Origin of the sequence: Aliidiomarina quisquiliarum (assembly GCF_023922585.1) — a bacterium.
GTDB classification, from domain to species: domain Bacteria; phylum Pseudomonadota; class Gammaproteobacteria; order Enterobacterales; family Alteromonadaceae; genus Aliidiomarina; species Aliidiomarina quisquiliarum.
Map to the genome: position 1 here is coordinate 512272 of NZ_JAMFTN010000014.1, position 14786 is coordinate 527057.

At 46.4% G+C, this 14786-nt stretch carries 9 protein-coding genes; 5 read left to right on the plus strand and 4 right to left on the minus strand.

The window, feature by feature from the left end:
* The first annotated feature begins 308 nt into the window (after positions 1-308).
* The 4 genes from nrdA to M1L23_RS05180 all read left to right on the plus strand — a co-directional run bounded on the left by nrdA (position 309) and on the right by M1L23_RS05180 (position 4440).
* Complete coding sequence (nrdA, locus tag M1L23_RS05165) at positions 309-2645, plus strand: class 1a ribonucleoside-diphosphate reductase subunit alpha (protein WP_252626042.1); 2337 nt, start codon at positions 309-311, stop codon at positions 2643-2645.
* A 16-nt stretch (positions 2646-2661) separates the two neighbouring features.
* Positions 2662-3792, plus strand: a complete 1131-nt coding sequence (gene nrdB / locus M1L23_RS05170) for a class Ia ribonucleoside-diphosphate reductase subunit beta (RefSeq protein ID WP_252626043.1) — start codon at positions 2662-2664, stop codon at positions 3790-3792.
* A 5-nt stretch (positions 3793-3797) separates the two neighbouring features.
* The gene (gene yfaE / locus M1L23_RS05175) at positions 3798-4061 is read left to right on the plus strand and encodes a class I ribonucleotide reductase maintenance protein YfaE (RefSeq protein WP_252626044.1); all 264 of its coding nucleotides are present in this window, start codon (positions 3798-3800) and stop codon (positions 4059-4061) included.
* A gap of 115 nt (positions 4062-4176) precedes the next feature.
* Positions 4177-4440, plus strand: coding sequence for a GrxA family glutaredoxin (locus tag M1L23_RS05180; protein WP_252626045.1), 264 nt, complete (start codon positions 4177-4179; stop codon positions 4438-4440).
* A 64-nt stretch (positions 4441-4504) separates the two neighbouring features.
* On the opposite strand, the gene hrpA is transcribed toward M1L23_RS05180, so the two are convergent.
* Together hrpA and M1L23_RS05190 are read right to left on the minus strand one after the other, a co-directional pair.
* Positions 4505-8380 (minus strand): ATP-dependent RNA helicase HrpA, encoded by a 3876-nt coding sequence (gene hrpA, locus M1L23_RS05185; protein ID WP_252626046.1) that lies wholly within the window; start codon positions 8378-8380, stop codon positions 4505-4507.
* 168 nt (positions 8381-8548) lie between these two features.
* On the minus strand, positions 8549-9592 hold the full coding sequence (locus M1L23_RS05190) for an isoaspartyl peptidase/L-asparaginase family protein (RefSeq protein WP_252626047.1): 1044 nt from the start codon (positions 9590-9592) through the stop codon (positions 8549-8551).
* A gap of 121 nt (positions 9593-9713) precedes the next feature.
* Here M1L23_RS05190 and sbcB point away from each other — a divergent pair, with 121 nt between their 5' ends.
* The gene (gene sbcB / locus M1L23_RS05195) at positions 9714-11144 is read left to right on the plus strand and encodes an exodeoxyribonuclease I (RefSeq protein ID WP_252626048.1); all 1431 of its coding nucleotides are present in this window, start codon (positions 9714-9716) and stop codon (positions 11142-11144) included.
* Between the two features lie 83 nt (positions 11145-11227).
* On the opposite strand, the gene M1L23_RS05200 is transcribed toward sbcB, so the two are convergent.
* Both M1L23_RS05200 and M1L23_RS05205 read right to left on the minus strand, forming a co-directional pair.
* The gene (locus tag M1L23_RS05200; protein ID WP_252626049.1) at positions 11228-13582 is read right to left on the minus strand and encodes an efflux RND transporter permease subunit; all 2355 of its coding nucleotides are present in this window, start codon (positions 13580-13582) and stop codon (positions 11228-11230) included.
* Positions 13583-13588: 6 nt separating this feature from the next.
* Positions 13589-14740 carry a WD40/YVTN/BNR-like repeat-containing protein gene (locus tag M1L23_RS05205; RefSeq protein WP_252626050.1) on the minus strand — a complete coding sequence of 384 codons (1152 nt, stop codon included), beginning with the start codon at positions 14738-14740 and terminating at the stop codon, positions 13589-13591.
* Positions 14741-14786: the final 46 nt, after the last annotated feature.

The window sequence follows — 14786 nt, forward strand, 5'->3', positions numbered from 1 at the left end:
GCGGCTGCCCCAACCATAGAATTAATTTCTAGGGCTTTACAATTGCGAAAATGACAGCAAAGCCGCGTCACTCAAGCAAAACAAAATTTTCAATCCATTTGGGTGTTTTTATTTTCATAATTTGCCTTGATCGAAGTCCACTTCCTGACTAAAGTAGCCCTCATACCAAACACTATATGTTGTGTCCTTTTGGCAACTGCTGCCGAAATGACCACTATATGTTGTGACCGCAAATAATAATGCCACAAGCCCCGAACACTCGGGCAATGCCAACATATAAGTGATAACAAAAACCTAATGAGGGAGCCATGAACCAGTCTATTCAGGTAACAAAACGGAACGGCCGCCGCGAAGCGCTAGATCTTGATAAAATACATCGCGTGGTTGGCTGGGCTGCAGAAGGTTTAAATAACGTTTCTGTGTCTCAAGTAGAAATCAACTCACAAATTCAATTTTATGACGGTATGCGTACCGACATTATTCACGAAACACTGATTAAGTCAGCCGCCGACCTAATTTCTGAAGAGTCACCCGACTACCAGTATATGTCAGCCCGCTTAGCTATTTTCCACCTGCGGAAAAAAGCTTATGGTCAGTTCGAACCGCCTCATTTGTACGACCAAGTTACTAAAATGGTGGCACTTAAACGCTACGACAAGCACTTGCTAGAAGACTACAGCCAAGAAGAATTCGAGCAAATGAATAGCTTTATTGATCACAGCCGTGATCTTAAGTTTTCTTATGCAGCGGTAAAACAACTGGAAGGTAAATATTTAGTTCAAGACCGGGTAACCGACCAAATTTTTGAAAGCGCTCAGTTTTTATATATGCTTGTTGCCGCATGCTTGTTTGCCACCTACCCCAAAAGCACTCGGCTTGATTATGTGCGTCGTTTTTACGATGCAGCTTCAACATTTAAAATTTCTTTACCTACTCCTATTATGGCTGGTGTACGTACGCCTACCCGCCAGTTTAGTTCATGTGTACTCATAGAAGCAGACGACAGCCTCGACTCAATTAACGCCACTGCCAGCGCCATTGTAAAGTATGTTTCACAGCGGGCAGGTATTGGTATTAACGCTGGCCGTATTCGTGCCTTAGGTAGCCCTATTCGTGGCGGTGAAGCCTTCCATACAGGCTGTATTCCATTCTTTAAATACTTCCAAACAGCGGTAAAAAGCTGTTCGCAAGGTGGGGTTCGCGGCGGTGCTGCCACGTTATTTTACCCACTGTGGCACTTAGAAGTTGAGTCGTTACTGGTTCTGAAGAACAACCGCGGCGTTGAAGAAAACCGGGTTCGCCATCTCGACTATGGCGTGCAGTTTAACCGTGTGATGTATCAGCGCTTAATTAAAGACGACTACATTACTTTGTTTAGCCCTTCAGACACGCCTGGCCTATACGACGCTTTCTTTGCCGACCAAGACGAGTTCGAGCGTTTATACGTTAAGTACGAAAACGACGACAACATTCGTAAGAAGCGGGTAAAAGCCGTCGATTTATTCAGTTTGTTTATGCAGGAGCGTGCCGGTACGGGTCGTATTTACTTACAAAACGTCGACCACACCAATAACCATAGCCCCTTCGACGCAACAGTAGCGCCTATTCGCCAAAGTAATCTATGTTTAGAAATAGCATTACCCACCAAACCGTTAAACCATATTAATGACGAAGAAGGTGAAATTGCCTTATGTACTCTGTCGGCCTTTAACTTGGGTGAAATTAAGTCCCTCGACGACTTTGAAGAGCTGGCCGATTTGTCGGTGCGGGCGCTCGACAGCTTACTCGACTACCAAGACTACCCTATTCCTGCGGCGTATAACGCTAGCATGAATCGTCGTACTTTAGGTATTGGGGTAATTAACTTTGCTTATTACTTAGCTAAAAACGGTGTGCGTTACTCCGACGGCAGTGCCAATAACTTAGTTCACCGCACCTTTGAAGCTATGCAGTACTACTTGATGAAAGCTTCAAACGAACTAGCAAAAGAAAAAGGTGCTTGCCCTAAATTCAACGAAACGAAAACATCGAAAGGTATTTTACCTATCGATACTTACAAAAAAGACGTGGACGGTATTTGTTCAGAACCATTGCATTACGACTGGGAAGCCTTGCGCGAATCAATCAAAGAACATGGCATGCGTAACTCCACCCTGTCGGCTTTAATGCCTTCTGAAACCTCGTCGCAAATTTCCAATGCCACCAATGGCATTGAGCCGCCCCGTGGTCATATTTCGGTGAAGTCGTCGAAAGACGGCATTATGAAGCAAGTAGTGCCCGAGTTTGAGCGCTTAAAAGACCAATACGAACTGCTTTGGACCATTCCTAATAATAAAGGCTACCTAGACTTAGTTGCCATTATGCAGAAGTTTGTCGACCAAACCATTTCGGCCAACACCAACTACGACCCTAACAAGTTTGAAGGTGGTCGGGTACCAATGCGCCAGCTACTGCAAGACTTGCTTTATGCATACAAGCTCGGCGTAAAAACCCTGTATTACCACAACACCCGCGACGGCTCTTCAGACAACCAAACCGACTTGTCGCCTGCTGTTCGTAAAGAAATGGTAGAAAATGCCAATGCTGCAGTAACAGTTATTGTCGAAGACGATGAAGACTGTGAAGGCGGCGCTTGTAAAATTTAAGCTAGCTGAGGTCATTATGCGCTATACAACATTTAATCAAACAAACGTGAATCCACTGGGCGAGCCGATGTTTTTCGGCAACTCAGTAAACGTTGCTCGGTACGACCAACAACGCCACCCTATTTTTGAAAAACTGATTGAAAAGCAACTGAGCTTCTTCTGGCGCCCAGAAGAAGTTGATGTCAGCCGCGACCGTGTCGACTTTCAAAGCATGACAGACAGTGAAAAGCACATTTTCATTTCTAACTTGCAGTACCAAACTTTACTTGACTCGGTACAAGGTCGTAGCCCGAACATTGCTTTTTTACCGATAGTGTCGTTACCTGAACTTGAAACCTGGATAGAAACCTGGAGTTTTTCAGAAACTATTCACTCCCGTTCATACACGCATATTTTGCGTAATATTTTTACCGATCCTGGTAGCATTTTCGACGACATTGTTACCAATGAACATATTCGTAAACGCGCCACCGACATTTCTAAATACTACGACGACCTTATTTTTTATGTGCAACTACTCCAGGTGCATGGCGTAGGTGATATTGAAATTGACGGTGAAGTTCACGACGTGAGTATTCGTAACTTGAAGCGTAAGTTGTACTTGTGCATGAACTCGGTAAACGCACTGGAAGCAATACGTTTCTATGTTAGCTTTGCCTGTACCTTTGCCTTTGCTGAACGTGAAGTAATGGAAGGTAGTTCAAAAATAATTCGCCTTATTGCGCGCGACGAAAACTTACACGTTACCTCTACCCAGCACATAATTAACTTGTGGCAACATGGCGATGACGACCCTGAAATGAAAGAAGTAGCAGAAGAATGTCGTGAAGAAGCCTTCAACATTTTTGTTTCAGCTGTAGAGCAAGAAAAAGAATGGGCCAGCTATTTGTTTGAAAACGGCTCGATGATAGGTTTAAACAAAGAAATTCTTTGCCAATACGTTGAGTACATAGCCAACTTGCGTATGCAAGCTATTGGCTTCGAACCCCACTACAAACAAATTAGCAACCCACTACCTTGGATGAACAAATACTTGGTTTCCGACAACGTACAGGTGGCACCACAAGAGTCAGAAATTAGCTCGTATTTAGTGGGCCAAATTGACAGCGAAGTAAGCGCCGGAGACTTTGGAGACTTTGACTTATAATAGTTATGTCTTCCACATACAAGGTTCAGGTAAATAAACTACCGGTGGTTGAAATTGCCACCGGTCAGTCAAAAACTTTACTACAAGCGCTTGAGGCGGCTGGTGTTGTGCTTGAATACCATTGCCGCACCGGCTTTTGTGGAGCTTGCCGTAGTACGTTAAAGTCGGGCGCAGTAGACTACTTGAACGAGCCCTTAGCCTATATACGCCCTGGCGAAATTCTTCCTTGTGTTTGTATTGCTAAAAGCGATCTGGTTATCGACCATTAATTATCTGCCTTAGCCTAAAAGCGAAAAATCGAACGGCGGAATCGCTATACTCAATTGTTCACACGGTTACTTAAATGGCATAATAGACACCGTTTAAAAATTAAAGGAGTACCTAATGCTAACCGTTATTTTTGGAAGAGATTCCTGCCCGTATTGTGTTCGCGCTAAACAAATTGCTGAAACCCTTAGCAACAACCGCGACGACTTTGAATACAATTACATTGATATTATTGCCGAAGGCATTAGCCGTGCTGACTTAGAAAAAACAATTGGCAAGCCGGTTTTAACCGTACCGCAAATTTTTATCGATGAAAAACATATCGGTGGCTGTGATGAATTTGAAGCTTATGCGAAAGAGCATTTGGGCCTTTACGCTTAAGCTGTGGTTGAATGAAGTTGATACCATAAAACCCTGCCAAGGCAGGGTTTTCTTTGACAAATATTTATAACCCTAAACTTTTCTTAATTTCCGTTAACTGTCGCTGCAAGCGTTGCTCAGACACGGGGAAAGCCGTACCTAGCACTTGTGCAAATAACGACACCCGAAACTCTTCTAAATGCCAACGAAAAGCCGCCAGTTGTTCTGGTTGCTCTTTATATTCAGGTATTTGTTTGCACAAAGCCTGCCACTGGGCTTCAACTTTTTCTACTTGTATTACCCGCAACCGATCTTTATTCGGATCTACTGGCAACTTATCTAAGCGGTAGGCAATAGCTTTTAAATAACGCTCTAAGTCGGCTAAGCGTGCCACCCCAAGGCCAGTTACAAAGCCCGGATAAATAAGGCTACTTAAATGTTTTTTTATGTCGTTGTACGACTGCACCAAGCGCAAGTCTACTTTACCTTTTAAGCCTTTATTAATATCGTGGCTTAACAGCAAGCAACGTTCCACTTGCTCTACAATTGCTAGTGTGCTGTCGTTTAACTCGGCCCGTACATGGCTCACTAAAGCTCTAAAGTCGGCTTCATTGTTTACTGGCCGTCCTGCAATAAGCTGATCAATAGCTGCCATCACACAATCGTCAATGAGTGCTTCCACTCGGCCCCAAGGGTTAAAGTACATGGCCAACTTGCTTTTCGCAGGCAACGCTTGTTGCAAGTACTTTAATGGTGAAGTTACTTGTAAATACACCAAGCGCCGTAAGCCTTTACTATGAGCCCGCTCAGCTTCTTCCGCTTGGTCAAACACTCGTATAGCCACCGATTTGCCTTCATCGGCCAGCGCTGGGTAGGCTTTAATCGCAAACCGACCTTGGCTACGCTCCACTGGCTTGGGTAAGTCGCCAAACGACCAGTCGGTTAAGCCTGCTTGCTCCACGTCATCGCCGGCGGTTTCCGTAATTACTTCTTGTACCTGGCCTTTCATGCGCTGCTGTAATTGACTCAAGCTACGGCCCTGTTGCACTATTTTGTTGTTTTCATCGCGCACGCGGAAGTTAATTCGTAAGTGTTCCGGTACCAAGGCTTCGTCCCAAGCCTCTGCTGGCACTGTTAAGCCCGACATCCTTCTTAACTCGCGGGTCATGGCTTCACGTAGTGGCTCTTTAAATGGTGTCATGGCATCTAGCAAGGCTTGGGCATAGTCGGGCGCGGGTACAAAATTACGGCGCCAACGCTTTGGCAGGCTGCGTATCCAAGCCGTTACTAATTCATGACGCAAAGCAGGCACCTGCCAGTCAAAGTCAACGTCTTGTACTTGGCTTAAGGCCACTAATGGAATATCAATGTTTACCCCGTCGTCAACTTGGCTTGGCTCAAATACATAGTCTAGCGGTAAACGCAAATTGCCCTGCTGCCATTCGTCGGGGTAAAGCTGGTCGGTAACATGTTCTGCACTTTGGGCCATTAAGTCGTCGCGTTGAAACAATAGCTGCTGTTGTTGCGCAGCAGAGGCCTTACGCCACCAATAGTTTAGGCTGCGATCGTCGACAATCGACTCGTCGAGCACCCGCTCATAGGCCGCATACAGGGCTTCTTCGTCTACTAAAATGTCCCGCCGACGCGACTTCGCTTCTAAATCTTGAATGCTGTCAATTAATTGCTGGTTTACCGCTACAAATTGCGGTGCTTTGTTTATTTCACCGGCCACCAACGCCTGCCGAATAAATAATTCACGCGACACTATGGGGTCAATACGCCCGTACTGTACCCGACGGCCAGCAACAATTAGTAAGCCAAACAAGGTCACTTGCTCGGTGGCAACCACTGCCCCTTGGCGTTTTGAATAACGCGGTTCGTTATAGCTTTTCCGCAGCAAATGGGCACCAACTTGCTCAACCCATTCCGGCTTAATTTCTGCCACATAGCGAGCATATAAGCGCGACGTTTCTACCAGCTCTGCGGCCATCAGCCACTTTGGTTTGGCTTTAAACACCCCTGACCCAGGAAAAATAAAAAATCGAGTTTGCCTTGCCCCCATGTATTCATGTTTTTCATCACGGGTACCAATTTGCGACAATAGCCCCGTTAGCATGGCCTGATGAATATGGTCTTCAGCACCTGGCTCGTCGCTTAATGGAATTCCTAGCTCACGAACGCTGTGGCGCAATTGGGTATATACGTCTTGCCATTCACGCACCCGTAGGTAATGAATAAATTCTTTCTTACAGCGCTTACGAAATTGGCTAGCGCTGCCTTCTTTTTGAATTGTTTGTAAGTATTCCCACAGTTTTAAAAAACTTAAAAAGTCTGAACTGGTAACACTAAACCGTTTATGTAGCTCGTCGGCACGCTGTTGTTTGTCATGAGGCCGTTCGCGGGGGTCTTGAATACTTAACGCCGCTACAATCACTAACACTTCGCGGGCACAGTGCAAATGCTCACTGGCGAGCACCATGGCACCTAAACGAGGATCGATCGGCAACCGACCTAGCTGACGCCCCAATGGGGTTAACTCTAGCTGTTTCCGGTTTCTGCCTCTTTGTGGTCTGAGCGCTTGCAATTCTTCCAGCAGTTTCATGCCGTCGTTAATAAAGCGTTCGTCGGGGCGCTGCAAAAATGGAAAACGGCGAATGTCACCCAACTTTAAGCTTGCCATTTGCAAAATAACGGACGCTAAGTTGGTGCGCAATATTTCCGGATCAGTAAATTCTGGTCTATTTAAAAAGTCGTCTTCCGCATACAAGCGAATACAAATACCAGGGCCTAGCCGCCCACAACGCCCTGCCCGTTGGTTGGCACTGGCTTGTGAAATAGGCTCTACTGGCAAGCGTTGTACTTTGGTGCGGTAACTGTAACGACTAATACGGGCTAACCCAGTGTCGATTACGTAGCGAATTCGTGGCACCGTTAGCGAGGTTTCTGCCACGTTAGTAGCCAGTACAATACGCCGCCCGCCATGGGGTTGAAACACGCGGTTTTGCTCTTGGGCCGAAAGTCGAGCATATAATGGCACTATTTCTAAGTTTGCTGCGGTGCTGTTAAAGGCGTCGTTTAAACTATCGGCTAGGTCGCGTATTTCCCGTTCGCCACTTAAAAACACCAGAATATCGCCGGGCCCTTCTCGTACTAACGACTCCGCAGCGTCTATCACACCTTGGTGTAAGTCTTGTTCGCCATCTTCAGAAATGGGCTGATAACGTACCGTTACTGGGTAAGTACGGCCACTTACTTCTATTACGGGAGCATTGTTGAAGTGTGCCGAAAAGCGTTCGGTTTCAATAGTGGCCGAGGTAATAATTAGTTTTAAATCGGGACGCTTTACAAGTAGTTTGTGCAACACACCCAGCAAGAAGTCGATATTTAAGCTACGCTCGTGAGCCTCATCAATAATGATCACTTCGTAGTCACTTAAAAACGGGTCGTGTTGCAGTTCAGCCAGCAGTATACCGTCGGTCATTAATTTTATTGACGTTTGGTCACTCGACTGGTCTTGAAACCTTATTTTATAAGAAACAATAGCTTGCGCAGCTGGACCGAGTTCTTCTTGAATACGGGCAGCCACTGACCGAGCCGCTAATCGGCGAGGCTGCGTATGACCAATAACTCCAGCAGCACCATAGCCCATAGCAAGTAGCATTTTCGGTAACTGAGTCGTTTTACCCGATCCGGTTTCGCCTGCTAGCACTGTTACTTGGTTGGCCGCGATGGTGGCTTGAATAAGCTCTTGTTCTTGGCTAACAGGAAGTTCTTCAGGAAAGTGAATGGTAGGAATGCGGCCACGGCGTTCATTAACCCAAGCCTGCGACTTGGCAATATCGGCTTTAATTTTATCCAATTGTTCGGGGGTTGTTTGTTGTTGCAATCGGCGCAGCCGTTGCTGCAAAGAAAAGCGATCGCGACTTCGGCATTCAGGTAATAAACTAAATATCTGCTTCATATACTCGCTACAACTCGCTACAACTTGCTACATGCGTAAGGCACAATCTGAAAGAGGCAGTTAGTTTAGCAAAAATAACTAAGCGGCGGTATTTGCATCTTGCCACGCTAGCTTGGCCAGGCGTGGCAAGCACTACAATAACCACTTTAATAAATGCGAGCAGCCCTGTTATTGCTGCTCTGGGCCATAAATACCAACACTTAATTCGGTGCTATTCGACTTCGACGCTCGGTACATACCTTCAGTGTTAAATGGCATGCTAATATTGCCTTTATTATCAACAATAATTACCCCGCCGGTACCACCTGCTGGTAACAATACATTATGAATAACTTCGTTACCCGCTTCAGCAATCGACTTTCCTTGATACTTCACTCGGCTACAAATGTCGGCGGCCACATGAAAACGAATAAAGTATTCGCCATGGCCAGTGGCCGACACCGCACAACTTTCATTGTCGGCCCAAGTACCGGCACCAATAACTGGTGCGTCGCCAATACGCCCCCAACGTTTCGCTGTCATGCCGCCGGTAGAAGTGCCCGCCGCTAAGTTACCATGGCTGTCGAGGGCCACTGCACCTACGGTACCCATATTAAAGGCAGGCTCCCAGCTTTGCTCAAAGGCAATTTGATCACCGGTAGCTTCACGCGCGCGTAACCTTTCTAGCGCTTGTTGCAGTTGTTCATATCGCTCTGTGGTATTAAAGTAAGTGTTGCTTACTTGTTCCAGCCCCACATAACGAGCAAATTCTTCCGCCCCACTACCACTTAACATAACATGACGCGACTGCTCCATAACGGCTCGGGCAGCGGCAATTGGGCTTCTAATATTGCCTACTCCTGCCACCGCCCCGGCTTCACCTGTGGCACCAAGCATTATCGAAGCGTCTAACTCATGGCGCCCTTCATAGGTGTACACCGCTCCACGGCCGGCATTAAATAAAGGGCTTTCTTCCATCATTTGAATAGCCGCTTGTACAGCGTCTACCGAGCTACCCCCGTCTTCTAGTACGGCGTAACCTGCTTCTGTGGCGTAAGTTAGTGCCTGACGAAACAACACTTCACGCTCTGGGCTCATATTTTCACGGGTAATGGTTCCCGCGCCGCCATGAATCGCTATGGCAATAGGTCGCTCCGCATGGGTCTTCGGTGCTTCTTCAGTACAGCCCACAAGGCCTACCGCAACCATAGTTGCTAACATCAAACGTTTCATTCGCATACATTTCTCCATCAACAAATTTTTCTCTTGTTAGGCTTAGTATACAGCACCTCGCATCTGAGTATGTTCCAATGCTATTCTAAAGGCATCCATTTACTCAGCTTTAGTAGTGTATATGACCAATATTACTTTTTTCTGGCACGACTATGAAGCCGGTGGGGTTAATCCACGCGCCGACCGCCCTACCCAGTTCGCTGGTATTCGCACCAACGAAAACCTTGAAATTATAGGTAAGCCTGTCAATCTTTTTTGCCAGCCGTCGCCGGATTACTTACCCCACCCCGAAGCCTGCCTTATTACCGGTATTACGCCCCAGCAGTGCCAACGCGACGGCCACATAGAAACCGAATTTGCCGGTAAAATTGCCGCCGAACTTTCCCAACCAGGTACCGTTGGCGTTGGATATAATAACATTCGCTACGACGACGAAATGACGCGCTTCCTATTTTACCGCAATTTTATCGACCCGTATGCTCATACTTGGGCAAATAACAATTCGCGCTGGGACTTGCTTGAACTAGTACGCGCCTGCTACGCCTTGCGCCCAGAAGGTATAGTATGGCCTAGGAATAGCGAAGGCGCTATTAGCCTGAAACTTGAATTACTTACTAAGGCTAACAACCTTGAGCACGGCAAAGCCCACGACGCCATGTCCGATGTTTATGCCACTATCGCACTGGCACGGTTAATTAAGGAACAGCAGCCCAAACTGTTTAAATGGGCCTTTAGCAAGCGTCGTAAAGCGGCTTTGTTGCCGTTAATTAACGACGCTCTACTTAACTTAACCCCTATTGTTCATGTGTCGGGCCTTTATGGCGTGGCCAATGGCTACTGTCGCTGGGTGTTGCCCTTAGGTTTTCATCCAGAACAGCCCAACCAACTCATTGCTTGGCGTTTAGACCTTAACCCCGAGCAGTGGCAACATAAAACCGCCGACGAACTACGCGACGCTTTATATGCCGCTGGGGTAAGCCAAGAAGAGCGTCCTGGCTTAGTGAGAATAGCCATCAATCAGTCGCCTTTTTTAGCCCCACGACAAACCCTTAGCCCAGCTCGGGCTGCTGAATTTGGTCAGCACCAGGCTAATGCAGAGCAACATACGGCTTGGCTTCAGGCTAATCCCAGTAGCCGCCAACTATTTATTGATGCACTGACAACAGATGCACCCGATGACAACGAAAGCGTCGACGTAGACTTGGCTTTATACAGCGGTGGCTTAATTAGCCGACAATCGCAGTCGCACATGACCATGATTCGTAGCATGGACCCAATGCAGCTGAGCGCCCATAGTTTTAACTTCGACGACCCACGTTTTGATGAGCTATTATTTCGTTATCGCGCCCGTAATTACCCACAAACCCTTAGCCAAAGCGAATTAGAGCAATGGCGCTACCATTGCCAAAACCGCTTAGAGTTTGGCTCGCCTGGCTATTTAAGCCTGCCTGAGTTTATTTTAGCTTTGGAACATGCTGCTGAATCTGTGGCCGACAACCCAGCCAAAATGAGTGTGTTAAAAGACCTATACGAATGGGTTAGCCAACTTTAATAGCAACTGCAACTGCAACACCAACAAAAATGCCGCAGACTGAAAAGCTGCGGCATTTTTTATGTAGTCGGTAAAACTACAATTTACATAACAGGTACTGTTTGCTTGTCTTTTCGACCTACCTTGAACAAGTAGGCCAAGGCTGGAATTAAAATCATTGCACCAAGCATATTCCAAATAAACATAAAGGTAAGCAACAAGCCCATATCGGCTTGGAACTTAATTGGCGACCACATCCATGTTGCCACCCCAATGGCTAAGGTTAAGCCAGTAAAGGCCACGGCTTTACCTGTTTTCGACAAGGCATAGCTATAGCTTTCCGTTAGGCTCATATTGGCTGCTAATGCTTCACGCATTTTGCTGTAAATATAAATACCATAGTCGACCCCAATACCAACCCCTAGAGCAATAACCGGTAAGGTAGCAACTTTAATACCTATACCTAACCACGCCATTAGCGCTTGGCTCATAATGGTGGTGAACATGAGCGGCAGCACAATACAAATAACCGTACGAATGCTTCTAAAGGTAATTAAACAAAGTGCAATAACGACCCCATATACCCATACCAACATTTTGAACTGGGCTTCTTCAATCACAATATTGGTAGCCGCTTCAATACCCGAGTTGCCCGACGCCAATAAGAAATCAAGCCCTTCGCTAGGGAACTGCAAGCTAAAGGCCCGTACTTCTTCTACCACCCTATTTAAGGTGTCGGCTTTATGATCATTCAAGTAAATAATCATTGGGGCCATACTGCAGTCGCGATTAATTAATCCTGAAGGCGCTTGTGAAATAGACGCATTCAAAACAAAGTTGTCGCGGTTTATGCTGTACCACTTCAAGTTACCTTCATTTATACCCGCCATGCCTAATTTCGACACATAGGTAATTGAGCGTGTGGTTTGCACCCCTGGCACGTTTTCCATATACCATTGGAATCTGTCCATTAGCGCCATATTTTCCCATGCAATACACTGGCCTGGGGCTGTTTCTGCCATCACCACAAAAATATCGGTGCTAGCACTATAGTTTTCCACCATAAAGGCATTATCAAGGTTATAGCGCGAATCAGCACGTAATTCGGGGGCGCCACTGTCTAAGTCGCCGATTTGTAACGCCTGACCTTGCCATAGCCCAAAAGCAGCCATAACCACAGCAATAGCTACGGCGCCTTTAGCCCAGCGCGCCGTGGTAAAGTTTTCAAACCACCTTAATACCTTATGTTCTTTTTTCTGGCTTGCTTCAAGGTAGCGTACACCCGACTTACTTACCCCTAGGTACGAGGTTAGAATAGGCAGCAAACCAAGGTTGGTCAAAACAATTACCGCCACACCAATACTGGCCGCAATGGCCAATTCTTTGATCACTTGAATATCAATTACCATGAGCGTGGTAAAGCCAATGGCGTCACTTGCCAAGGCGGTTAAGCCGGCAATGTATAAGCTACGAAACGCCAACCGCGACGCTTGTAACTTGTCGGCACCTTCAACACGGTAGGCCATGACTGCCGTTATAATTTGCACCCCGTGGCTTACCCCGATAGCAAACACCAAGAACGGCACCAGCATGGAATACGGGTTAATACCGCTACCAATAAGGTTGATAATGCCTAGCTGCCACACCACCGCAATAATCGAACACAGCAACACCATTAGCGAACTGCGTACACAACGGCTATAACCGTAAAGCATCACAAAGGTAATTAGCATCGCTAAGACGAAAAACACCCCCACTTGCAGTGCGCCATCAATTAAGTCGCCCACTACTTTGGCAAAGCCAACAATTTGAATATTAATATTGTCGGTTTGGTACTTAGCGCGAATTTTTTGCTCTAAGTTAAGGCTGAACTGGTGATAGTCAAGCTGTGCGCCGGTTTCCGGATCTATTTCATTCAAAGGCACATAAATAAGCGCCGAACGAAAGTTATTCGCTACTAAGTTGCCTACTTCGCCTGACCGCAGCACGTTTTGGCGTAACTGTTCTAGGCTTTCTTCCGAGGCATCGTAGCTATCAGGAATAACTGGCCCGCCCACAAACCCCTGTTCAGTAACTTCCGACCAGCGCACATTTGGTGTCCACATTGAACGAATACCTGACCGATTTACGCCCGGAATATAGTTCAGCTCGTCGGTAATTAACCGCAATGTTTCTTGGTAATCGGCATTAAAAATAGTGCCATCGGTGGTTTCAACCGACACTCGTACAGCGTTACCTAAACTGGCTAGGTCTTCACCGTACTTAAAATAGTTTTGCACAAACTCATGATTACTCGGAATCATTTTAGTAAAGCTGGCATCAGGCCGAACCTGAGCCGCGTGGTACAGCAGAAATGCTGTAATACCTACAAAAACAATTAACCAAGCCGTGCGAGCACCAAATAGCGCCCGCTCCATTAATGGTATTTTAGCGTTTACAACGCTAGCCGTATCTTGCATGCCTAATTACCCTTTTATTCCAGTTGAACCATTGGGAATGATAAAGCTCTGTAGCCCTGAGCGGCCAACTAGAATAAGTTCATTTCCCGCCCCTTGACGAACACCCATCAAAGGTACGCTACTTTCATGACTATACACCACAGCTTGTTCTGTGCTTGGCTCAATAACAACAATAACGCCCGACTGGCCAACAAATACCAGCCGCCCATCGCCCAGTACGGTGCCATTATTTAAGTTGTACCGCGTAGGTACATTCACGGCATGAAACGATTCGCCATTATCAGCTGATTTAAATACGTTGCCACGCAAACCAAAAATCCACAACTGACCGGACTGATCAATCACACCGCCAAAAAACGAACCGTCGTATGGTGTGTCTAAGGCATCCCAGCTTTCGCCCAAGTCGTCGCTGCGGCTTAACAAACCATATTCACCTAATAGAAACAAGATGTTGTCGTCGGTAACAAGCAACTTATTTAAATGGTAACCCGCAGGGTTATCAATTCTATCGTTTAAAATTTGCCAACTATCGCCACCATTAATGGTTTTTAATAACGTGCCATAAGCGGCTAAAGCAAAACCGGTAGAGCGGTCAAGAAAAAGTACATCAAGAAATGGTTTGGTTGGCCCAACTTCAAACTGTATGTCTAAGCCTTGCATAAGAAAACCAAGCTCTTCCAAGGTAAACTCAAGCTCGTCAATTTCGTCGGCGTCTTCTAAGCTGTCAATTTCGGCTTCAATTTCCGCAATTCGTGCCTGCAGCCATGGGTACTCCATATTCAATAGCTCTGTGCCATCGAGCCTATGTTGCCAAGTTTGGCCTCCGTCGGTACTTTGTAGAAGCACTCCGTCATGGCCAGCCGCCCAAATATAATCGTCATCGATAATATCTACACTGGTAAGTAACACCGAAGTGGGTATATCCATTTGCTGCCAGTCACTTGTACCATGCCGCATTAGCACAGTGCCAAATACACCCGTGGTTATATAAGTGTCTTTGAACTGGTCAAAGCCAACTAAAGCGGCTTGTTCTGCACGCACAGCTTTCGACGCCGGGGTGTAAATTGGGTCATACGGCTGTTGTGCGTAAGCGCTAAACCCAGCACCCACACCAAACCCAGCAAACAATAGTGCAGCTGCTAACGCTATCCTGCTCATGGTAAAACTCCAAACGTAATGGCCTATAAGATAAACAAGGATTGTT

What these genes read in the sequence shown, in the direction of transcription:
- nrdA (WP_252626042.1), top strand. Translation starts at nt 309, where the DNA reads ATGAACCAGTCTATTCAGGTAACAAAACGGAACGGCCGCCGCGAAGCG.
- nrdB (WP_252626043.1), top strand. Translation starts at nt 2,662, where the DNA reads ATGCGCTATACAACATTTAATCAAACAAACGTGAATCCACTGGGCGAG.
- yfaE (WP_252626044.1), top strand. Translation starts at nt 3,798, where the DNA reads ATGTCTTCCACATACAAGGTTCAGGTAAATAAACTACCGGTGGTTGAA.
- M1L23_RS05180 (WP_252626045.1), top strand. Translation starts at nt 4,177, where the DNA reads ATGCTAACCGTTATTTTTGGAAGAGATTCCTGCCCGTATTGTGTTCGC.
- hrpA (WP_252626046.1), bottom strand. Translation starts at nt 8,380, where the DNA reads ATGAAGCAGATATTTAGTTTATTACCTGAATGCCGAAGTCGCGATCGC.
- M1L23_RS05190 (WP_252626047.1), bottom strand. Translation starts at nt 9,592, where the DNA reads ATGAAACGTTTGATGTTAGCAACTATGGTTGCGGTAGGCCTTGTGGGC.
- sbcB (WP_252626048.1), top strand. Translation starts at nt 9,714, where the DNA reads ATGACCAATATTACTTTTTTCTGGCACGACTATGAAGCCGGTGGGGTT.
- M1L23_RS05200 (WP_252626049.1), bottom strand. Translation starts at nt 13,582, where the DNA reads ATGCAAGATACGGCTAGCGTTGTAAACGCTAAAATACCATTAATGGAG.
- M1L23_RS05205 (WP_252626050.1), bottom strand. Translation starts at nt 14,740, where the DNA reads ATGAGCAGGATAGCGTTAGCAGCTGCACTATTGTTTGCTGGGTTTGGT.